20 protein-coding genes are annotated in these 21165 nt (G+C 45.9%); 11 read left to right on the forward strand and 9 right to left on the reverse strand.

All coding sequences use genetic code 11. The features are described 5' to 3' along the window. The first annotated feature begins 957 nt into the window (after nucleotides 1-957). Nucleotides 958-1626 carry an endonuclease/exonuclease/phosphatase family protein gene (locus tag EOO49_RS06600; protein ID WP_290843961.1) on the forward strand — a complete coding sequence of 223 codons (669 nt, stop codon included), beginning with the start codon at nucleotides 958-960 and terminating at the stop codon, nucleotides 1624-1626. On the opposite strand, the gene EOO49_RS06605 is transcribed toward EOO49_RS06600, so the two are convergent. Continuing rightward, a complete protein-coding gene (locus EOO49_RS06605; protein ID WP_290843963.1) occupies nucleotides 1609-2139 on the reverse strand; it encodes an O-acetyl-ADP-ribose deacetylase in 531 nt (176 codons plus the stop codon). The genes EOO49_RS06600 and EOO49_RS06605 overlap by 18 nt on opposite strands. A gap of 107 nt (nucleotides 2140-2246) precedes the next feature. On the opposite strand from EOO49_RS06605, the gene EOO49_RS06610 reads away from it, so the two are divergent. The 3 genes from EOO49_RS06610 (at nucleotide 2247) to EOO49_RS06620 (ending at nucleotide 5851) form a co-directional block, all read left to right on the forward strand. Further along, nucleotides 2247-3374: a M23 family metallopeptidase gene (locus tag EOO49_RS06610; protein ID WP_290843965.1), complete on the forward strand. Its 1128-nt coding sequence runs from the start codon at nucleotides 2247-2249 to the stop codon at nucleotides 3372-3374. A 74-nt stretch (nucleotides 3375-3448) separates the two neighbouring features. Next, nucleotides 3449-4045: a hypothetical protein gene (locus tag EOO49_RS06615; protein WP_290843967.1), complete on the forward strand. Its 597-nt coding sequence runs from the start codon at nucleotides 3449-3451 to the stop codon at nucleotides 4043-4045. Nucleotides 4046-4393: 348 nt separating this feature from the next. Continuing rightward, entirely contained in the window at nucleotides 4394-5851 is a 1458-nt protein-coding gene (locus EOO49_RS06620) for a glycoside hydrolase family 30 beta sandwich domain-containing protein (protein ID WP_290843969.1), read from the forward strand. Between the two features lie 46 nt (nucleotides 5852-5897). On the opposite strand, the gene EOO49_RS06625 is transcribed toward EOO49_RS06620, so the two are convergent. Beyond that, the gene (locus EOO49_RS06625) at nucleotides 5898-6287 is read right to left on the reverse strand and encodes a hypothetical protein (RefSeq protein ID WP_290843971.1); all 390 of its coding nucleotides are present in this window, start codon (nucleotides 6285-6287) and stop codon (nucleotides 5898-5900) included. Between the two features lie 126 nt (nucleotides 6288-6413). On the opposite strand from EOO49_RS06625, the gene EOO49_RS06630 reads away from it, so the two are divergent. Continuing rightward, nucleotides 6414-7382 carry a helix-turn-helix domain-containing protein gene (locus EOO49_RS06630; RefSeq protein WP_290843973.1) on the forward strand — a complete coding sequence of 323 codons (969 nt, stop codon included), beginning with the start codon at nucleotides 6414-6416 and terminating at the stop codon, nucleotides 7380-7382. Between the two features lie 20 nt (nucleotides 7383-7402). Here the strand turns inward: EOO49_RS06630 and EOO49_RS06635 are convergent, their stop codons facing one another. Beyond that, nucleotides 7403-7612 (reverse strand): hypothetical protein, encoded by a 210-nt coding sequence (locus EOO49_RS06635; protein ID WP_290843975.1) that lies wholly within the window; start codon nucleotides 7610-7612, stop codon nucleotides 7403-7405. A 160-nt stretch (nucleotides 7613-7772) separates the two neighbouring features. On the opposite strand from EOO49_RS06635, the gene EOO49_RS06640 reads away from it, so the two are divergent. The 3 genes from EOO49_RS06640 to EOO49_RS06650 all read left to right on the forward strand — a co-directional run bounded on the left by EOO49_RS06640 (nucleotide 7773) and on the right by EOO49_RS06650 (nucleotide 10841). Further along, nucleotides 7773-9857 carry a hypothetical protein gene (locus EOO49_RS06640; RefSeq protein WP_290843977.1) on the forward strand — a complete coding sequence of 695 codons (2085 nt, stop codon included), beginning with the start codon at nucleotides 7773-7775 and terminating at the stop codon, nucleotides 9855-9857. Continuing rightward, nucleotides 9857-10567: a phosphodiester glycosidase family protein gene (locus EOO49_RS06645; RefSeq protein WP_290843978.1), complete on the forward strand. Its 711-nt coding sequence runs from the start codon at nucleotides 9857-9859 to the stop codon at nucleotides 10565-10567. Before EOO49_RS06640 ends, EOO49_RS06645 begins: the two co-directional genes overlap by 1 nt. A gap of 82 nt (nucleotides 10568-10649) precedes the next feature. Next, entirely contained in the window at nucleotides 10650-10841 is a 192-nt protein-coding gene (locus EOO49_RS06650) for a cold-shock protein (protein WP_191018835.1), read from the forward strand. 64 nt (nucleotides 10842-10905) lie between these two features. On the opposite strand, the gene EOO49_RS06655 is transcribed toward EOO49_RS06650, so the two are convergent. Continuing rightward, on the reverse strand, nucleotides 10906-11853 hold the full coding sequence (locus EOO49_RS06655; protein WP_290843979.1) for an LD-carboxypeptidase: 948 nt from the start codon (nucleotides 11851-11853) through the stop codon (nucleotides 10906-10908). Between the two features lie 365 nt (nucleotides 11854-12218). Between EOO49_RS06655 and EOO49_RS06660 the strand changes: the two genes are divergently transcribed. Further along, nucleotides 12219-12758: a hypothetical protein gene (locus EOO49_RS06660; protein ID WP_290843980.1), complete on the forward strand. Its 540-nt coding sequence runs from the start codon at nucleotides 12219-12221 to the stop codon at nucleotides 12756-12758. Nucleotides 12759-12913: 155 nt separating this feature from the next. Here the strand turns inward: EOO49_RS06660 and EOO49_RS06665 are convergent, their stop codons facing one another. From EOO49_RS06665 to EOO49_RS06685, 5 genes are all read right to left on the reverse strand, one after another. Next, a complete protein-coding gene (locus EOO49_RS06665; RefSeq protein ID WP_290843981.1) occupies nucleotides 12914-13648 on the reverse strand; it encodes a DNA-formamidopyrimidine glycosylase family protein in 735 nt (244 codons plus the stop codon). A 259-nt stretch (nucleotides 13649-13907) separates the two neighbouring features. Then, the gene (locus EOO49_RS06670) at nucleotides 13908-14681 is read right to left on the reverse strand and encodes an SDR family oxidoreductase (protein ID WP_290843982.1); all 774 of its coding nucleotides are present in this window, start codon (nucleotides 14679-14681) and stop codon (nucleotides 13908-13910) included. Nucleotides 14682-14796: 115 nt separating this feature from the next. Further along, complete coding sequence (locus EOO49_RS06675) at nucleotides 14797-15267, reverse strand: hypothetical protein (protein WP_290843983.1); 471 nt, start codon at nucleotides 15265-15267, stop codon at nucleotides 14797-14799. A 156-nt stretch (nucleotides 15268-15423) separates the two neighbouring features. Beyond that, complete coding sequence (locus tag EOO49_RS06680) at nucleotides 15424-15906, reverse strand: tetratricopeptide repeat protein (protein WP_290843984.1); 483 nt, start codon at nucleotides 15904-15906, stop codon at nucleotides 15424-15426. A 239-nt stretch (nucleotides 15907-16145) separates the two neighbouring features. Then, on the reverse strand, nucleotides 16146-17729 hold the full coding sequence (locus EOO49_RS06685) for a T9SS type A sorting domain-containing protein (protein WP_290843985.1): 1584 nt from the start codon (nucleotides 17727-17729) through the stop codon (nucleotides 16146-16148). Nucleotides 17730-17885: 156 nt separating this feature from the next. On the opposite strand from EOO49_RS06685, the gene EOO49_RS06690 reads away from it, so the two are divergent. Both EOO49_RS06690 and EOO49_RS06695 read left to right on the forward strand, forming a co-directional pair. Then, a complete protein-coding gene (locus EOO49_RS06690; RefSeq protein ID WP_290843986.1) occupies nucleotides 17886-19007 on the forward strand; it encodes a ligase-associated DNA damage response exonuclease in 1122 nt (373 codons plus the stop codon). 95 nt (nucleotides 19008-19102) lie between these two features. Continuing rightward, entirely contained in the window at nucleotides 19103-20704 is a 1602-nt protein-coding gene (locus tag EOO49_RS06695) for an ATP-dependent DNA ligase (RefSeq protein ID WP_290843987.1), read from the forward strand. Nucleotides 20705-21165 lie beyond the last annotated feature (461 nt).

Raw genomic sequence — 21165 nt, forward strand, 5'->3', positions numbered from 1 at the left:
CATTAAGAACATTAAGATGCTTCATCTTTCGCTGAACTGGAAATCCTTCGCGGGAAATTTTTAAACCATTGAGATAGTTAAGGAAGTTCAGCTGGAGGCGCGTTTCGGTTTATGAATCCCTGTTTCCGTGGCGAAAAATCATCGGGCGACCGCAAGAAGGAATTCGTCAACTCGCGGCTGAAAAAGTGAGCAACCAAATTAACCAGGTTCGTATAATCGGTCTAAAAACGCAACGCTTAATGAACTTAATGCCCTTAATGGTTTATTTTTTTGCGAAGTATTTTTAATTGGTAAAATTTCAGGTTTACGGATTTACAGATTGTCAGATTTGCAGAAATCGACAGACCTTCATTTTTTGAACCATTAAGGACATTAAGAACATTAAGAACATTAAGAACATTAAGATGCTTCATCTTTCGCTGAACTGGAAATCCTTCGCGGGAAATTTTTAAACCATTGAGATAGTTAAGGAAGTTTAGCTGGTGGCGCGTTTCGGTTTATGAATCCGTGTTTCCGTGGCGAAAAATCATGGGGCGGACCACAAAAGAAATTCGCCAATTCGCGGCTGAAAAAATTGAGCAGCCAAATTAACCAGGTTTGTGTAATCGGGCCAAAAACGCAACGCTTAATGAACTTAATGTCATTAATGGTTTATTTTTTTGCGAAGTATTTTTGATTGTTGAAATTTCAGATTTACGGATTTACAGATTGTCAGATTTGCAGAAATCGACAGACCTTCATTTTTTTGAACCATTAAGGACATTAAGAACATTAAGAACATTAAGATGCTTCATCTTTCGCTGAACTGGAAATCCTTCGCGGGAAATTTTTAAACCATTGAGATAGTTAAGGAAGTTCAGTAATTTTTTGCGATGCGTGAGAGTTGTTGTAGTCACTGTAAATAAACTTTAATTTTGAGTCAAGATTGCGGAGATTTATGGCAAAAACCGTACATCAATGAAAATAGCCGTCTGGAATCTCGAGCGCCCAAAGTTGAACCAAAAAAGAATCCGTCCGATTTTGGAAAAACTCCGTTCGCTTGACGCCGACATCCTGATTCTGACGGAAACCAATTCCGCAATAAATCCGGGAAGCGACTTCAACAGTATCACTTCTGAAAAACTTGGCGAAAAAACAGACGGAATCGACTATTCGGAAGGCGAAAACCGAACGACGATCTGGACGAAATTCGAGATTGCGGAAAAAATCGAAACCTGCGACAACTTCACTACCGTTTGCGCAAAACTCAAAACGCCTGTGGGTGAATTGATCGTTTACGGTTGCATCACGGGCATTTTTGGAGGAATTGGCCAGCGATTCAAGTCTGATTTCGAAAACCAGTCATCAGATTGGAAAAAATTCGCTCCGGGCGCGAACATTTGCATCGCAGGCGATTTCAACACCATGCTTTCGGGGCACGCCTATCCGAGTAAAATGGCCAGAAATGATTTCCTCGACATTTGCGAAAAGCTCGATCTTGAAATTCCCACGAAAGAAATTCCGAGAAACGTCGACCATATTTTCATCAGCCGCAAAATGGTTTTAGGCAAAAATATCGGCGTTGAAATTTGGAACGAAGATTTCCTATGGAGCGACCATATCGGCATCTTAATCTCTATTTCCTAAACTCAGTTCCCGTTCGACCACAGCCTTATTCCCGTCGTCAAAACAAACGAAAGTCACCTCGATTTCACTTCGGTTTTTGGATAGGAATTCGCGCACGGCTTGCACGGCGACTTTTGCCGCATCGGGTTTTGGATAACCATAAATTCCCGTGCTGATGTTGGGAAAAGCGATCGATTTGCAGTCGTTTTCTACCGCCAACGCCAATGAATTGCGGTAGCAGTTTGCGAGTTTTTCTGACGGATTTCCCTTGCCGCCATTCCAGACCGGTCCGACAGTGTGGATCACGAATTTCGCGGGCAAATTCCCGGCTGTCGTAATTACTGCTTCACCCGTTTTGCATCCGCCTTGGCGCGAGACGATCTTTCTGCAGTCTTCGAGAATTTGCGGGCCGCCGGCGCTGTGGATCGCTCCGTCGACGCCGCCTCCGCCAAGCAGCGACGAATTAGCCGCATTCACGATAGCGTCCGTTTCGACTTTTGTGATGTCGCCTTTTACGACTTTGATCTTTTCCATTTTCGGATATAAAATCCAAAAATACAACAACTCACAAAAATCCGTTAATCTGTTTTCGTTCCACTATATGGATCAAAAGTGGCACAATTCCTGCAAATTGACGCGTCGTGAAAAAGAACCAACTCAACTACATCGCGATCGCAGCATTTGTCGTGATCGCCATTTATGCCTGTTCGGGAATTCCAAAATTTGCCGAAAACATCGTGAAACCTGATGCGAGGAAACAATATTCGCGTGAAATAGAGAGCAAGCACGTCAAGTCAGACTGGGAATTGGCCTATGATTCGGCGTTGACCGAAAATTTGTCCGTGACTTTGCCTTATGGCGAAAAAGGGACCTTCAATCCTTTGGAAAATCTCGTCTACACCTACAACGTCGGACTTCAGGAAGGCGAAATGCTGTCGGTCGAAGTCGTTCAGGAAAATCCGAATCAACGCGTGTTCATTGAGATTCTTGAACTTGATTCGGGCGGATATCATTCTGTCGGGAAAAGCGAAATGGGCCAAAACAAACTTGAGGCCGCGGGCGAGAATTCGGGCATCTTCAAAGTTATCGTGCAACCCGAAACTGGCGTGAGCGGCAACTTTTTCCTGAGTCTGAACAAAAAACCGCTTTACGGATTTCCCGTGGCCGGAAAAGGAAATTCGGCCATCCAAAGTTTTTGGGGACAAGATCGCGACGGCGGAAAACGCAGCCACGAAGGCGTCGATATCTTCGCCAAAAAAGGAACGCCTGTCGTAGCGGTCTCGGACGGATTCGTCTCGCGCACCGGAGATCACGGAATTGGCGGAAAACAGGTTTGGCTGCGCACCGGGATTTTCGGAAAATCGGTCTATTACGCGCATTTGGACGAAATTGCGGTCGAAAGCGGGAATTCTGTCAAGGCCGGCGACACCTTGGGTTTTGTCGGCAATACCGGAAACGCGAAAGGCGGCGCGCATCACTTGCATTTCGGGATTTACAGCGGTTACGGAGCCGTGAATCCTTTGCCTTTCATTTATCGCACGGCATCTGTTTCGCAAAAGTCATTTCCGCGGAATTTCTCCAAAAACGTCGCCGTCGTAAAAATGCAGAAAGCGATACTAAGGCAAGGGCCGTCGAAGGAATTCGAAAAAGTGGGCGAACTCGTTTCGGGCCAGACCGTGACGCTTTTAGGTCAGACGAAAGATTGGTTGCACGTTCAAACCGATTCGGGAGCGAAAGCTTTCTTGCACGCAAGCCTTGTCCGTGGTTGATTCACCTTTGTCCCGTATTTCTGAAATCGGCCTGAAGAGAAAACTATATAATTGGAAGCTAAATAGAACTTTCCATGAAATTCTTAGTTTTCATTTTTTCGCTGCTGTTGCTTTCGTGCAACTCCGACAAGGCCAAATCCAAATATGAGGTCGAGGTGACTTATGAAGTCCTGATAAAGGATAATGAGCGTTATATCGCGTATCTGGACCAGAATATCGAGACGAAACTTGCGGGTAAAAATCTATCGGAAAAAGCCAGGAAATACGATAGTTTGACGAAATATTACGTCTCATATCTGGAAACGATCGAGAAACAGATTGCTCAGAAGTCTTCCGGTATATTTTTTGAAAACGACAAAATGTCAAAAATTGGCAAAGAATTTCTGAAGCGAACCGACGACTATCAAGCCGCCGTCGAACTGTTGGCCGAATCTCAAAATTTCAAAAAACGCATCAATTTCGTGCTGAATACCAATGATGTCGCACTTCCGAAACAGCCGGGAGAAGTCGCTGACAACAATGAATCTGACGAAAGAAAAATCGACACGGTCTATGGATATTACCTTTTTTATTACTACAAAGGGCTTGGAAATTCGCAGGCTTTGGCTTATCTGAGTGGTAAAAAACGGGCTATTGTTCAACTGGAGGATGAATTTTTGAGTGCTGACTGAGATCTTGTTTTTTTTTAATTGATTCACAGGTGTTTACGCGATTTACTTAAACCAAAATTGTATTTTCTCACCACAAATTACCCTGTCACTGTTTAAAACGGTGACAGGGTTTATAACCCTGACAGGCTTAGAAAAGTAAGGAAGTCGAACACACCGCGATTACAGATTTTCCGCAAAAAAAGTTAAATGAAGGTTCAGACCATATCGCGAAACATGAAATACGAAACAAGCAAATTCCGCCAAATAAACCTGAGCCAACTTCACGTAAACATTCGTTAAAGTAACGAAACCTGACAGGCGGAACCTTCCAAAAGCGCTACATTAGTCAGTTACAACCTCAAAAAAACTATGAAAAAACACTTTATTTTGGGCGCATTGGCAATTGCGTTGTCGATGTCGACGGCTTGTTCGAGCAGTTCGGACAGCGATCCCGATCCGAACCCGACGAATCCGACCGAACCCACGAACCCAACCGAACCCGGCGTGAACGAGGTCGATTTTTGGCTTACCAAAGGCGACCAAACGGTTTTACTGACCAAACAAAATACGGTTTTGGGCTTTGGGACAGTGACCAATTCGAATCCGAACATCGATGTTGGCGACACCGGTTTCCAGTCGATCGATGGTTTCGGATACACATTGACCAGCGGAAGCGCGCAAGTGATCAATTCGCTGTCGGCATCGGTCAAACAACAACTTTTACAGGAACTTTTTTCGTCCGAAACCGGAATTGGCGTGAGTTATCTACGAATCGGGATCGGAGCCACAGATTTGAGTGCCGCGCCTTACACCTACAACGATTTGCCGAGCGGACAGACAGATCCGGACTTGTCGGAATTCAGCCTTGCTCCTGACAATGCCGTAATTTCGCTTCTCACGGAAATCCTCGCGATCAATCCGAACATCAAGATTTTGGCCACACCTTGGTCTGCACCAGTATGGATGAAAGCCCAACCGACTTTCGTTGGATCGCATCTGGCGCCCGAATATTACAGTGTCTACGCCGATTATTTCGTGAAATATATCCAACAGATGCAAGCCGCGGGAATCACGATCGATGCCGTCACGCCTCAAAACGAACCGCTTCACGGTGGAAACAATCCGAGTATGGAGATGTCTGCCGCCGAACAGAACACTTTCATAAAAAGTCACCTCGGCCCGAAATTCCAAACGGCCGGAATCATTTCCAAAATCATCGTTTACGACCACAACTGCGACAATACAGCTTATCCGCTGACGATTTTGAACGATGCCACGACCAAGTCTTTCGTCGACGGATCGGCGTTTCACCTTTACGCGGGCGACATCAGTGCCATCAGCAACGTCCACAATGCGCATCCCGACCGCAATATTTATTTTACGGAGCAATACACGGCATCTGACGGAAATTTCGGAGGCGATCTCAAATGGCACCTCAAGAACGTAATCATAGGTTCCATGCGCAACTGGAGTAAGAATGCGCTGGAATGGAATCTCGCTACAAATTCGGCTTATGGACCGCACACAAATGGCGGCTGTACAAGTTGCAAAGGCGCGATAACGGTCGGTTCATCCTCGAATTACTCGAAAAACGTCGCATTTTACATCATCGGACACGTTTCCAAGTTTGTTCCGACGGGCTCGCAACGCATCACGAGCACGAACTCTGCCGGGCTCAACACTGTCGCTTTCCGGACGCCGGCCGGAAAAAAAGTGCTTGTCGTGGAAAACGATTCGGGCAATGCGATCACTTTCAACATCAAATACAACAGCAAATGGGTAGCCACGACGCTTCCCGGAGGTGCGGTTGGAAGTTACGTTTGGTAAAAACCAGTTTCAAAATACAGAAAGCGTCCGCGATTGGGCGCTTTTTTTATGCGTTCGGATGAAACAGCCATTCGACGCCGAATTTGTCGGTTACCGATGCAAATTGTCCGATTTTAAGATTGTCTGGATTTGATGCCGATTTGGCTTCGGCCGACAACTTTGCGAAAATTTGCAAAAAAGGAGCCTCAGACAAATCTTCGATTACAAGCGAAATCCGCCCGTTTATCGTGTTCGCGCCCAAATCGGATCCGTAAAGCGTGAAGTGTTCGCAATCGAGTCTGGCGCGCACGACGAGTTTTCGCAAGCTGCACGGCAAACCCAATCCGACCGCATTCGGCAATCCCTCGAAATGCGTGCTTCCGCCAAAACAGTCGCGATAGAATTCGAACGCCTGGCGGCAATTTCCATGAAACGAGACCATCGGATACAACTTCATGCCAATTCGCTTAGGATACAAATTTCCGAAATCACGAAATGCGTTGCGATATGGAATAACGGCTAAGTCGCGGGGCATTCGTGACAGTTCTTTGTCTACATTTGTGCAAAACCAACTTTGCCTGCGATGAAAAAAATCTCGGTTTATGTTCCCCAAAGCGCCGTCATGGAAGCCGTGACGCCGGCTTACAGATTGTTCAACACGGCCAACCAATTTCTCGAAGCCATGGGAAAAGACCGTGCGTTCGAGGTGGAATTCGTCGGGCTGGAACGCCACATCAAGGCGCAGGATGGCGAATATCTGATTACGACTTCGAAGTTGCTCAGCGACGTGAAAAAAACCGATATGGTCGTCATTCCGGCGCTTTACGGAGATTTGCCGAATGCCATCGACCAAAACAGAAGCGCCATTCCCTGGATTGTCGGGATGCACGAAAACGGAGCCGAAGTCGTTTCGCTTTGCCTTGGCGCATTCCTGTTGGCTGAAACCGGACTGATCGACGGCAAACGTTGTTCGACACATTGGGCTTATTACGACGAATTCCGAAAGCGGTTCCCGAAAGTGGAAATAGTCGACGGCGCGATCATCACAGACGAAGGACGAATCTACTCAAGCGGAGGCGCGAATTCTATCTGGAACATGCTTTTGTATCTGCTCGAAAAGCACACCGGCCGCGACATCGCGATTTTGTCCGCCAAATATTTCGCGATCGACATTGACCGCGACAACCAGAATGCTTTCACGATTTTCCGCGCCCAAAAAGACCATCGCGATCCGGAAATCCTCAAAGCGCAGCAATTCATCGAGGACAATTTTGTCGAAAAGATCACGATCGATGTCTTGGCCGACAACGTAAACGTGAGCCGACGCAGTTTCGAGCGAAGGTTCAAAAGCGCGACGAACAATACCGTGAACGAGTACGTCCAACGCGTTCGCATCGAGTCGGCAAAACGCAATTTCGAAGCTTCAATGAAGAATGTAAATGAGGTCATGTATGATGTCGGATACACCGATACCAAGTCTTTTCGCGACGTTTTCAAGAAAATTACGGGTTTGACGCCTGTCGAATATCGCAACAAATACAGCAAGAACTGAAAGGGATCACTTTCCCAAGGTCAGGTCACGAGTTCGCCGTTTTGGTTGATAAGCAATCCATTCGAACCGGGTTCGTCCGAATAGAATCCGTGGCCCGTGTAACCCGATGGCTTGAGCCCTTTGCTTTTCTTCCACAGGAAAATCGCGTTCTGCCGAGGATCTGAAAACAGCAAAAAATGTCCGCCGCTAACCCAAACCGGACCTTCTGTCCAAATAAAGTTTTCCGCCAAAACCTCTATTTTGGGGAGAAATATGGGTCGTTTTGGATTATTTTCCGATGGTTTGTGTGTATCCGAACGTCGCGAAAAGACACAATACACTCGCGATTAAACCGTTTTCCATTAGACTGTTTTGTCACCAGCGAATTTAAAAGATTAAATCCCGACAAATGTGAAATACTTTTACACTGCACTGTTTTTTGTTTTGGCCTCGTACGCATTTGGACAATGGGAAAGTCCGATGGATAAACTTGACGAACGCCTAATCGCGGGCGATTTCAAGGCTTTGCACGAGATTTCCGATTATCTCGACAGCAAAATGGAAATCGAGGACAATCTTGGCTATCACTTACTTCAGACGCGACAAGATGTCGTAGCCAGGCGAAAGATTGCCGAAAGTTCTTTTTTTACCGAGGCAGAAATCAAACTTGACACTTCGTTGACTTCCAAAAAATTTGAGGATTTTCTCAAAGCCAACGCCAAATCGATAAAATACGACCCAGAAATTCAGGCATTTTACATCACGCCTTTCGAAAAGCGCGAGGTCGTTTTTGGATTGCGCGAACTCACGAAAGCGCGTAGGAAGCTTTTGGATTCGCTTTTTGCCCAAAATTCCGAATGGCTCGAAAATCCGCGTCAGCGAAAACTTTGGGACGCGAAAGATCCGAAACTGCTCACGGAAATCGCTAGCGAATTGTTGCGAAAACGGTATAGACGCAACAGCTCCTACGATGAAAAAGAGATCGTGCAACGCCTGCAACATCTTGCCGGAACGATCGTTGGCGTCAAGGATCACGTCGGCAAACTCAACTTTCACAGCGACGAGGATTTCTACACGGAATCGAAATTGAACCTGTATATTTTCTTCGTCCGGAATTATCGAAAATTCTACTGGAACGCGTCCGAAAACAGATTCGCCACGAAAGATTTACCGATGGAAAAGAACGATCGCGAACGGGAACTTTTTGATCAATTGTTTTCGGGAAACGACAAAGACGCGCTCGAAGCCTTTACAATCTTAACACAATCCGATACCGCGAAAGTGGCCGCGTTGTGCAACGAATTTGAGGCCATAAGCAGCGTAAGTCGTGCGAATTATGTTTTGCCGCTGTTTCCGTTCCGATTTTTGAAGCAATTGTCCATTTTGACTTCGTATTGTCAAGCGAACCAAATCTCGCTCAACCTTTCGCGATCGCATTTGCTGTCTTGTCGAAAACTGGAGACGAAAATGGACGCAAGGCAGACTCGGCAACTTGAAGACGATCTCATCAATTCGTTGACTTTGGCGGAAATTTCTGCTTTTGAATACCATTTCCTGATTCGTCTATATTCGTTCGATTCGATGGTTTCGGTTTCACGGATTCTCGACAAATTTTATTCGCGACACTGGAACGAAGTGGTGGAAAACCAGCAGGAATTGGCATTGTATCTCAAAAAAGCCGAGTTGTTCAAAAGATTTCAGATAAGCGGAAGCTGTCGCAATTACTTGCTGAAGTTTCGTCATGCCGATGGAAATATTGCCAAAACGCTGAAAGAGTTGAAGACGCAGGATGTACAAATCGAGGAATCGCGCAAAAAAGCGCTTTTGGAAATGCGACTCCCGATCTATTTTGAAGTCGAAAAAAAATGGGGCGAGGACAACCGCGATACGATTGTAGTCGATCTTGTCGGACTGTATCGCAAAGTAATCAAGGATTCGGTTGGAAATCGCTATCTGGAATCTGATGTTCAGAAAGTGCTAAGTCTCGGGAATTACGATCAAATGGAACAACTGTTTGAAATTGCGACCAATTACAAATTCGACCGGGAACAAGACCGATATGAGTTTCTGGACCGCGATTTCGGGTTCGATCCAATCGATTTTTCTCAACCTGGCGTCGCTAAACGGTTTTTGGAAAATTACAGGTCGATGTCTCAAAACGAGTTGTACGAGTACTATCTCGACGAAATCGGGATTTCCCGTAAAACGGATGGCGAACTCGACTTCGCAAAAATGTACGACATCCTGAAGTACGATTCACAGACTGAATTTGTGGGCGGCGCTACCAAAACGTCAGCAGTTTATATGATTGTCAAACTTTTGGAAATCAAGTTCGCCACTACTTTGGGATATCCGAAAAAACTTTGCAATTCCAGTGGTATTTACGGCTGTTCGATTCGCGAAAGGTCGGGCGATTGGCGCCATTTTCTCGAAGAAAAAGGTTTGGTTTCGAAATCATTCCAAACTCCCGTATCTTTCTCGCTAATTCCCGACTGATGAACAAATTCCTGATTGCCGCCATTGCCGCGTTTGTGCTTTGTAGTTCCGAAAAGCCGCAAACCAAGATCTCATCCTTCACCGCAAACCTGTCCAAAACAAAAATCCAGCTTTTTTGGAAAGACGCGAAAGGCAACCGTTTCAACTCGATTTCAAAGGTCAAAAAACAGCTCGAGTCCAGAGGTAAAACGCCGCTTTGCATCATGAACGGCGGCATGTTCCAAAAGGATTTTTCGCCTCAGGGATTGTATATCGAAAACGGAAAAACGCTGGCCAAACTCGATGTCTCAAACGCTTCCGGGAATTTTTACCTGAAACCGAATGGCGTTTTTTACATCACTTCCGACGCAAAAGCCCACGTTCGCGAAACCTCTAAATTTGTCGCATCCGACAAGGTCAACTATGCCACGCAATCGGGTCCGATGCTTGTGGTTGACGGAAAAATCCATCCGGCATTCAGCGAAGGTTCCAAAAATGTCAACATCCGGAACGGCGTCGGGATTTTGGCCAACGGAAATGTGCTTTTCGCGATTTCGGAGGAACCGATAAACTTCTACGACTTCGCCAGATTCTTCAAAGATGCGGGTTGCGCGAACGCTTTGTATCTCGATGGCTTTGTATCGCGCGCCTACATTCCATCAGGAGATCGCGTTGATGGCGACGGCAATTTCGGGGTCATGATTGCAGTCATTTCCGACCCAATAAAATAATGGAATAAATCCGAAAAAAAAATTTAGGAAACTTTGTATTAAATTTTATCTTTGAACTTTAATCACTTTATTTTCATTTAAAATGAACGAAGGAACCATCAAATTTTTCAACGAGACCAAAGGTTTCGGATTCATCACCCCAAGAGATGGCGGTGCTGACCTGTTCGTACACGTTACAGGATTGAATGGCCGTGTTCGTGAGAACGACAAAGTTACTTACGAAGTACAACAGGGAAAAAGAGGACCAAGCGCAGTAAACGTTACCGTTATCTAAGATATCCAAGTACCTGTAATTGTTAAAGGCTGCCTTTGTGGGCGGCTTTTTTTACGCCTGAAAATCAGGTATATGTGATTCGAAGTGCTGTTTTTGACATCTCGAGTCTGGCTTGGCGTCCGAAATGCAATGCGATATTGCGATCGGGTTTGTGTCCGATGGGTAGGCCGAAGACGATCGGGAAATCATATTCGGAAAAGAAGTTGAGCACCATTGATCGAAACGCGGACTGGATCGTGTTTTCGTCCGGTTGCGGAAATTCGGCGACCATGCAGTTGCTTGTTTCGTTGTCTTTTATCGGAATGATGAAATCGCCCACCAAAAGGGCTTTGAGCCTGTCGAATTTTCCCGAGCGTTTCATCGCGTAAAGCATGCGTTCGATACTCATCAGATTTTCGAAAACGTCCTCGATGAACAGGATTTTTCCGTCTGTTTTTATGTCGGATTCCGTTCCGATTACCGTGTGCAGGATCGATAGGTTTCCTCCGATCAACTCGCCTTCCACTTCAGACAATTTGTGGTTTTCAAGTTGTTCGAATTCAAAATCGCGGGTTGCGTCGAACAAGATATTCCGCAAACTTTCGAGATCTTTTTGTCCGGCCGTCGCGAATCCGAAAAGCATTGTCGCATGAATCGTCTCAATGCCGAAATTTCGGTTTATGTGTGAATGCAGATAAGTGATATCGCTGAATCCGACGAGCCATTTCGGGTTTTGGACAAATTTGGAAAAATCGAGTTTGTCGAGAATCTGGACCGTTCCGTAACCGCCGCGAAGAAAGAAGATCGCCTTTACTTCATCGTCGTCCAAAGCCGTCTGGAAATCGCGCAGCCGCACTTGTGAACTGGCCGAAAATTGGCAAAAACTTCCTTCTGAAATCGTTTCTCCTATTATTGTTTCCAAACCCCAATCGGCGAAAGTTTTAGTGACGAACGCCGTGTCGTAAACGCCTTTTCGCGCAATGTTGACAAGATAGACCGTATCTCCTTTTTTGAGGTTTTTTGGACGTTTCATGGCGTAAATGTAATGGCTCGGATGTCAAATTCCAAACCGTTGATCTCAAATTCCAAAACTCAAATCCCATCCCGATAGCAATCGGAACCAAATTCCTGTTCACTTCTGACACATTCATATAAAAAAATGAACCATTAAGAGCATTAAGGACATTAAGACGCTGAACCGAAAGTCGTTTGTGGAAGTTTTGAACCGCTAAAAAACGTTAAGGAAGTCAAGCGGTACGTTCAAGGGCGATGTTGACTATTTTAGTCTTTTTCACGGAAATCCCTACTGCAAAACTTTACTGTCCTTAGTAAACTTCATGCTTCAAAAGACCACTGGAAATTCATCCCGGAAAAACCTCAATGTCCTAAATGAACTAAATGGTTCAAAAAACTATCCGAAATTCATCCCAGAAAAACCTTAATGCCCTTAATGAACTTAATGGTTCAAAAAAACTATCCGAAATTCATCTCAGAAAAACCTCAATGTCCTTAATAAACTTAATGGTTCAAAAAACTATCGGAAATTCATCTCAGAAAAACCTTAATGCCCTTAATGAACGTAATGGTTCAAAAAACTATCGGAAATTATTTTTCAGAAAAACCTTAATGCCCTTAATGAACTTAATGGTTCAAAAAACTATCGGAAACTATTGCAGAAAAACCTTAATGCCCTTAACGAACTTAATGGTTCAAAAAACTATCCAAAATTCATCTCAGAAAAACCTTACTGCCCTTAATGAACTTAATGGTTCAAAAAACTATCGGAAACTATTGCAGAAAAACCTCAATGTCCTAAATGAACTTAATGGTTCAAAAAACTATCCAAAATTATTTCAGAAAAACCTCAATGTCCTAAATGAACTTAATGGTTCAAAAAACTATCCGAAATTCATCTCAGAAAAACCTCAATGTCCTTAATAAACTTAATGGTTCAAAAAACTATCGGAAATTATTTCAGAAAAACCTCAATGTCCTAAATGAACTTAATGGTTCAAAAAACTATCGGAAACTATTGCAGAAAAACCTTAATGCCCTTAATGAACTTAATGGTTCAAAAAAACCGAATCCGGAAATCAATACTTAATCTGGCAATTCGTACAAAAGAAACTGCGCCGATGTTTTTTACCCGTTTCCTTTTTGTGCATCGGCAAGTCGCAACGCTCGCATGTCTTCTGGGAATAGGCCTGCCAATGCTTATTCAACGCACGATTTCCCTCTTTTTTGTACTTTAGGAATTCCTTCGGATAACCCACGACTTCCTCGAACATTTTCTTTTTTTTGGCCGATGGGATCTTGCCAGTTTCCGATTCCGGATGGATTCTTGCGCGATACAGGACTTCGGTTTTGATGATGTTTCCGACGCCCGCGAAAATGTCCTGCTCAAGTAAGGTGTCGCAAATGAGCTCGTGCGGAATCTCAAGCAGTTTCTTTCTGGCTTTGGGTTCGCTCCATTTCGGATTCATCACGTCTGACGTGAAATCGTAGTCGTCGGCAACTTTTCCCTCGACGAGCTTGATGTTCGAGGCGTAAAAGTTCAAAGTGCCGTTCGAAAACCGGAAACCGAGTCTGATTTTGGCCTTTCGCGTTTCGTCTACCGAGTAACTTCCGAACATCAAAAAATGTACGCGAATGTAGAAATCGTCGAATGAAATGAGGAAATGTTTTCCCCAGGTCTTTAGCGAAATCACCTTTTTCCCTACCGTGCGATCGATGTCGATTTTGGTATTTCCCGTGGCTTCCAAAACCTTATGGCCTTCGAAATGCGCGGTTTCTTCGTGTACTATTTTCAAAGTTGGACCTTCTGGCATAAAACTTCAATATTCGTTATTTGTTGTTCGTCATTCGTTATTCCTTATTCCTTACTCATTATTCATTATTCATTATTCAAGATTTGCGATGATACGTTTCCAATTTTAGCAGCAATTTCCTTGTGTGAATGACTGCCACAATACTAGTTTTTGCCCTTGGGCTCTGCTTCTGCAACTGCAACTGCTTCTGCAACTGCTTCTGCAACTGCAGCTGCAACTGCAACTGCAACTGCAACTACTCCTGCAACCGCCACCAAACTCAAGCGCCCTGACCCGAATTGATCATCAAACCGCCATCGATGAAATACGTGCTTCCGGTAACGTAATCGCCCTCGACCGAAGCCAGGAAAACCGCGAGTTTGGCCACTTCCTGAGGTTCGCCCGGACGGTGCATCGGAATGTTTTGCGCCATTTCGTCCCGAATGGATTTGTTGTCCATCGCCTGCTGGTTCATCGGCGTTAGGATCATTCCAGGCCCGATGTTGTTTACCGTCACGCCTTTTGGAGCGAGTTCCAGAGCCAGCGTGCGCATGAGCATCCTGACCGCGCCTTTCGAAGCGTTGTAGTCTGAATTGCCGGCAACTGCAATGTCTTCGTGGATTGACGAGATGTTGATGATTTTACCGCGATTTCCAAGTTCGGCGACGTTTTTCGAAAACCATCGGCAGGCATAAAAAACACCGTACAGATTCGTTTCTATCGTCGTTTTGAAAACCTTTGTCGGCATTTCGTGCAGTGGAATGTTCGATCCGTTGACGGCCGCGTTGTTCACGAGGATGTCAAGTTTCCCGAAGTGTTTGAGGGTTTTGTCCAAAGCAGATTCGACAAGCTTTTCTTTGGTGACATCGACTTTGAGCACGAGACACTTCCGACCGAGCTTTTTCACGATCGATGCAGTTTCATCGGCTCCTTTTTTATCCGACCGATAGCAGATTGCCACATCAGCGCCTTCTGACGCAAATGCTATCGCTATCGCCTGTCCTATTCCCGAATCGGCTCCGGTTATGAAAGCCGCTTTGTCAACTAATCGCATATTTTGGTGTTTACTTAAAGTTAGGCGCTTTTGCGTGAGCCGGCAACGGGAATGGCAGTTTGTTAACAATAAAAAACCGGCCGGAGCCGGTTGTGTAATTCGGTATGCGAAAAAATCAAAAGGTGTAATATGCCCAAGCCGTAGTCGTATTGCAGCTTGCGTTATTTTCACAATTCCCGGTGATTACCAATCGCCACTTGAAACATTTTTTGGCGTTCAATCCCAGTGACGTGATGCTGACACTTCCAGTAGCAGAGCTGAAAAAATTAGGGATCGCATAGTTGACCTGCGTTTGAGGCATCGTTGGAGGAGAAACCGTGCAATTGTGGAACGGAATGACTTCCAAAGTAACCGTCGTAGTAGCGCAATAAACGGCATCGCTCGTATCCCATGTGAAGGCTGCCGCTCCAGGACCCGCATAATTCATCGCATAAGTGTAGAATTGAACGCAAGGGTTACCCGGCCCGCGGCTCGTACTGTCAGAATCTTTGGTTTCGGATTTTTTGGAAACCGAGTTCTGATCGGAATCTTGGGAACATCCGAAGAAAAGGGCCGAAGCCGACAAAAACAAGAAAAGTTTTTTCATAAAAACAAGATTAGATTAATTAACTATCGAGGTGAATAATTCACGAAATAGTTAGGATCAAACTTGTCTTTTGGAAAAAACTTGTCTCAATATAGGCAGAAAAAAAGTACCTTCAAAACAAATGGCTCATTTTAAAGAAATTATCAAGACTGCTTCTTACTTCTTTTGAGCATTGGCCTGCTTGATCTGGTTGTCAGCATTGGCGATCTGACTGTCGTAACTCGAGCTGTTCGACATGCCTTTCGCTTTGGTGTAAGCATCTTTTGCTTTTTGGTAATGCTTGGCCGCCTCGGGGAAATTTTTGTTCTCGAAATGTAGTTTTGCCAATCCGGTTTCTGCCTCGGCCCACATTCTCACGGTGTTTTCAGATTTGTCCCCTTTATCCATCAGATGGTCGATGTCTGAAATCGCCATCAGGTAATAAGCCGACGAAGGTTCCGCTTTTAAGGCGGCATCGATACGCGTCCTTCTGCAAGGCGCCTCAGGATTTTTGGTCAATGCCCTACCGGCCGCTTTTATGGCTTCTGGATAATTGTTGTCGGTCATTGCCGTTTGGGCTTGGCGGCACAGTTCTTCTTCGGTTTGGCAATGTGCAAGGCCACTGGCCGACAACATTGCGATAAGCAGAAATTTTCTCATAATAGACTTGTTGTTGTTTACTTAAAGTTAGGATTTTAAGTAGTGCATAACGAACTTTCTGACATAACGTTAACATTTTTTTGAGTGCGTGAGTGCAAATGCCTGAGTGCCTGAGTTTTTTGCGAGTCACAGACTCGGGAACGCCAATCGCGAAGTTGCAAACTTCGCTCCCAGATAAAGCCAAAAAAAAACCGCTCCTGTATCCAGAAGCGGTTTTCTCCAAAAAACTAAAAAGAAATTTATTTTTTGACCAGTCGCTGGCTCACCGAACCTTGATCAGTAGTAAGTTTAACAATATAAACTCCTGCAGACAAAGCGCTGATGTTCATTTTCCCTTCTGCAGCAGAAGTGAAAGACGCTTTTCCAACGACTTGTCCGGTGATGTTGTAGATTTCGGCAGACTGAAGCGAAACACCGTTTTTGACCGTGAAATTCACCACATCCTGAGCCGGATTCGGGTACATTCCAACCAAACCGTTGTTGAATTGGCCAGTCGCCAGATCATTTGTGATGTTCACCACATAATCCTCGATTTCACCGTAGTTGTTGGTTGGTGTAAGCGGGCTACAAGCATAAGTCGTGTTGAAAGCTGCTGCCGTAGTAGCAGATACAAGCACACGCATACGAGTGTTTCCGTCCAAAGCAGTTTCAGGAATCACGATATTTCCCGTAAGCGTTTCAGCCAATCCTGTTCCTACGTAAGTAAATTCATCTGCATCGAAAGAACCATCTTGGTTGTAGTCGATCCAAACTCCTACTGATTCATCCAACCAACCGTCTCCAGAAGGTCCGACTGCAACAGAGATCGGGTAAGTTTGGCCAGCTGTAAGCTCGACCGCGTCAAACGCAGCCGAATAATTCGTGTAACCGTTCTCTCCGCATGTCGTAGTGTTGTTCAAAGCGCCGAAAGTAACGTTTGTCATGATGTCGCCATCCTCACAATTCAAAGGATTCGTCGCTGTTGGCGTACAATAGCAATCTGCAATCCCGTTTTGGGCAACGGCAACGGAAGCAGAAGTGTCCGTTTGGTTACTTGCAACACAAGTCGCGATTACCTGGTAAGAAGTCGCAACCGACTGGCTCACCGTGAAAGTTCCAGTTGAATTGGCAGTTCCTGTGTTTGTCCAGGTCGTTCCTCCATCGGTGGAAGCTTGAAGCTGGTAAGAGAATCCGATTGCCGTTCCAGACACCACGGCCGAAACCGTAAAGTCCGTTCCGCCGCAAACCGATGTGACGCTAGCCGTAGCCGCCCCTATATCCGGAGTTCCCGAACATTGCGTTCCCGCAGTGATGTTCAGCGTATAGTCTTCAGTTTCACCAAAACCGATACTTACGTCGATACAAGCGCCGTCGCCCCAATCGGTGTAAAGTGTTTCTTCCGGATCCTCGAATCCGTTGAAGGCATTACGGACTCTCATTCGAGTTGCACCCGTTACTGCACTTTCAGGGATAAGTACTGTGGTCGAAACAGTTCCACCTGGAGTCGCTCCTACATAAATAAGTTCTGATTCCTCAAAACTGTTGTTGGCATTGAAATCGATGTAAGCAGCTACGACTTCACCTTGACCCTCGCCTACAGTTACAGTAAGCGTGTAAGTTTGTCCTGTCACGACATTTCCTGCAGCTGTGGCAGTAAAATCGGAATAACCGTCATCGTTGCCGCAACCGCTGTTGTTGTTGATGCCCGCAAAGGTTACGTTCTGGATCTCGTCATCCACTGAGCAATTGAGCGGATCCGGCGTACAATACTGACTGTAGCCAATACTAGAAATGGCGATAAAAGCGGGAAGAAAGAACTTCCTTAACGTAAAAGTAGTTTTCATATCAAATTCGTTTTCTGATTTAAATAGTGTTGAAACCCAAATTTACCCCACACATCCAGAAAACCGCAGAATTATCTGATAAAGTAAAGTTAAAGTTGAAACTGTGCAAGACACGGCATTGCGGCAATGGCCTAATTTTAATCAAAATCGACACCCGTGAGCAAGACTCGAAAAAAGCCACTTCTATGTTTCAACGACCGGGGAATTTACTGCGAGGTCGCCAACGTCTATCTTGACCCTTGGCGTCCTGTGGAAAATGCCATAATAACGCACGGCCATTCTGACCACTCGCGTTGGGGACATAAAAACTATATCACGCACCATCAAAATGTTCCCATAATCAAGCACCGCTTGGGCGATATAAACGTGGCCGGAGTCGAATGGGGCGAGACTTTTGTAGTAAACAACGTGATCTTTTCGCTTTTTCCTGCCGGACATATTATAGGAAGCTCACAAGTCAGGGTGGAACACAAAGGCGAAGTCTGGGTTTTCACGGGCGATTACAAAACGCAGGACGACGGGATTTCCCAACCCTATGAAGTCGTGAAATGCAACACTTTCATCACCGAATGCACTTTCGGGTTGCCTGCGTTCAACTGGCTGCCGCAACAGGAAGTTTTCGACGACGTGAACGCGTGGTGGGCCGAGAACCAAGCCGAAAAGAAAACATCGGTAATCTTCGGATACACCTTGGGAAAAGCCCAGAACATCATAAAACACCTCGACACTTCGATAGGCAAGATCTACACGCACGGCGCGGTCGAGAACATGACGCAGGTGATTCGCCGGATCGTCGATTTACCGCCGACCGAATTGATTACCCGGGACACCAAAAAAGAAGACTTGCTGGGCAATGTCGTAGTCGCGCCACCAAGCGCCCACGGCTCGATATGGCTGCGAAAAATGTCTCCTTTCGTAACCGCTACAGCTTCGGGCTGGATGGCGTTTCGCGGAGCGAGGGCAAGACGCGCGATCGACAAAGGTTTCGTGCTGTCAGATCACTGTGATTGGTACGGATTACTAGATTCGATAAAAGCCACAGGATGCGAGAAAGTGATCGCAACCCACGGCTACTCGGACATTTTCTCTCGGTATTTACGCGAGGAATTGGGTTATGATGCGAGAACTGCCAAAACACAATACGAAGGCGAATCGGCAGAAATGGGCACGAGCCACGAAGGTGACGAAAACAGCGAAAAGGAATTGGAAGACGCTTCTGAAATCACGGTCGACGAAAACCTGAAATCGGAGAGAAGCATTCGCACGCTTCTGAAATAATGAATAATGAATAATGAATAATGAAGGTAGTGACGCGAGAGTTGCCAAACGCTCGGCCAATTATTAACTATTAATTTTTAATTGAATTAATTGAATTGAAAAATTTCGCCAACCTAATAAAAGCTCTGGATTCATCGAACAAAACGTCGGTGAAGGTCGATGCGCTCACGAATTACTTCAGGAATGCGTCCGATCAGGACAAGGTATGGACGATCGCGATCCTGTCGCACCGACGTCCTCCAAGGCCTGTGAACACGACACTTCTGCGACTTTGGGCGAACGAGTTGGCGAACATCCCGCTTTGGCTTTTCGAGGAAAGTTACCATATCGTGGGCGATCTGGCCGAAACGATCGCACTTGTGATTCCCGCCACGAAAGAACATTCCGACAAATCGCTAACGGAGTACATGCGGGAAATGATCGCCTTGAAAAAGAAATCGGACGAGGAAAAACGCGACTATCTGCACGAGAATTGGCTGTCGCTCAACTATTACGAACGCCTGGTTTTCACCAAATTGATTACGGGAAGTTTCCGCATCGGCGTGAGCCAGAAACTTATGACGCGCGCCTTGTCGAAAGCCGTCGAGGTCGACGAAGATCTGATTGCGCACAAACTCATGGGCGAATGGAATCCTGATTCGGTGTCGTTCCAGGAGTTGATCCTCGAGGAAAAAAGCGCTGATTTCCTTTCGAAACCTTATCCGTTTTACCTTGCCTATGCCATTGAAGGCGATGTCTCAAATTTGGGAAATGTCGAAGATTGGAGCATCGAGCACAAATGGGACGGCATCCGCTCGCAGTCGATAATTCGCGACGGAAACCTGTTCATCTGGTCGCGTGGCGAGGAATTGGTGACCGATAAATATCCGGAGTTTCACGCTTTCGCGGATGCGATTCCGGACGGAACGGTGATCGACGGGGAAATCCTGCCTTTTCCCAACGGACAGATCGGGACTTTCAACGATCTCCAGACGCGCATCGGACGCAAAACCGTTTCGGCAGCGCTCCTGAAATCGACGCCTTGCATCATCAAAGCCTACGATTTGCTCGAGTGGAAAGGCGAAGACATCCGACAAAAATCATACGACGACAGGCGCAAATTGCTCGAAACCCTGTTTTCGGAAATTGCACCAGAGACGATTCCGCTGCAACTGTCCGAGCGGATTCGCCTGGATTCGTGGGAAGCGGTCTCGGCCGAAAGGGAACGTTCGCGCGAAATCCATTCCGAAGGCCTGATGATCAAAAAGAACGATTCGCCTTATCAGGTTGGGCGCAAAAAAGGCGATTGGTGGAAGTGGAAGATCGAGCCGTTGGCAATCGACGCCGTTCTGACATACGCCATGCGAGGCCACGGACGCCGTTCGAACCTGTTCACCGATTACACGTTCGCGCTTTGGCAGGACAAGGAGGACGGAGAAAAAGAGCTCGTGACTTTCGCCAAGGCCTATTCTGGTTTGACCGACGCCGAATTCCGCCAGGTCGACAATTGGATCCAACGCCATACGATCGAGCGTTTTGGCCCGGTTCGCAGCGTAACACCGGAACTCGTTTTCGAGATTGGCTTCGAAGGAATCGCCTTTTCCAAACGCCACAAAAGCGGAGTCGCGACGCGTTTCCCAAGGATTTTGCGTTGGCGGCACGACAAAAAGATCGACGACGCGAATTCCATCGACGATCTCAAGGCGCTGATTTGCTGAGTTTGTCGCGTATCCGAATAAAAGAAACTGCGCATTCACAAATCTAAATACAGCCGCAAAAAACTTGTGCAATGCTTGCGAGAATTCGCGTTGCTTGAGTCTTGGCTCAAAAATTAACCGCGAATTCGCGAATTTATATTCGGGCACAAAGAAAATTCGCGAATTCGCGGCTTAAAAAATTACCGACGCGTCCAAAAAATAGTTGAATTGGCCGCGACGCGAGCAATGCAACTGGCACAGGCAATACAAGAATAAAGCGATTAAGATAGGATGCGCCAAAAAGTCAAATTACCTAACGAGATTAACCGCGAATTCGCGAATTTATATTCGGGCACAAAGAAAATTCGCGAATTCGCGACTTAAAAAATTACCGACGCGTCCGAAAAATAGTTGAATTGGCCGCGACGCGAGCAACGCAACTGGCACAGGAAATACAAGAATAAAAGCGATTAAGATAGGAT

Origin of the sequence: Flavobacterium sp., from assembly GCF_004295795.1 — a bacterium.
Taxonomy (GTDB): Bacteria; Bacteroidota; Bacteroidia; order Flavobacteriales; family Flavobacteriaceae; genus Flavobacterium.